Genomic DNA, 438 nt, shown 5'->3' with positions numbered 1-438 from the left:
GCGACCACCTTCTTCACGAGGTCCGGGTGGGCCTGCGCCTGCGTCCCCACCATGCAGAACGTGGCCTTCACGCCGTACTCCCGCAGTACGTCGAGCACTTGAGGGGTCCATACGGGGTCGGGGCCGTCGTCGATGGTGATGTTGACGCCGCGCGCTCCCTTGTCCGAGGCGTGCACGATGGATTCCTCGACGCGCTTGACGTCACTGCCCGGCTCGGCCGACGCGCTCGCCTTCGGCGACGAGTCGCCCACGGCACCGGCCTGTGCGGTTCCCCACGTGGCACCGACGCCGAGCAACGTCACTCCGAGCGCCGCGCCGAGCACCTTGCCGTACCAGCCACGCCCGCCGTCGTGCCGTGCCATCTCCGCCTCGTTTCCACGCAGTTCCTCGCCGATTCCTTGGTCAACCCGCGACCGTCAGGAAGGACGGGAAAAGGTG

Annotated in this window: 1 protein-coding gene; it reads right to left on the bottom strand. The window is 68.7% G+C overall.

All coding sequences use genetic code 11. The features are described from left to right. Positions 1-362, bottom strand: a 362-nt coding sequence (locus tag AOK01_RS07680) for a polysaccharide deacetylase family protein (RefSeq protein WP_245702157.1), incomplete at its 3' end; no start/stop codon positions are given. Positions 363-438 lie beyond the last annotated feature (76 nt).

Source organism: Streptomyces aurantiacus (genome assembly GCF_001418335.1).
In the GTDB taxonomy this organism is placed as follows: domain Bacteria; phylum Actinomycetota; class Actinomycetes; order Streptomycetales; family Streptomycetaceae; genus Streptomyces; species Streptomyces aurantiacus.
This window is presented reverse-complemented; position numbering and strand designations above follow the sequence as displayed.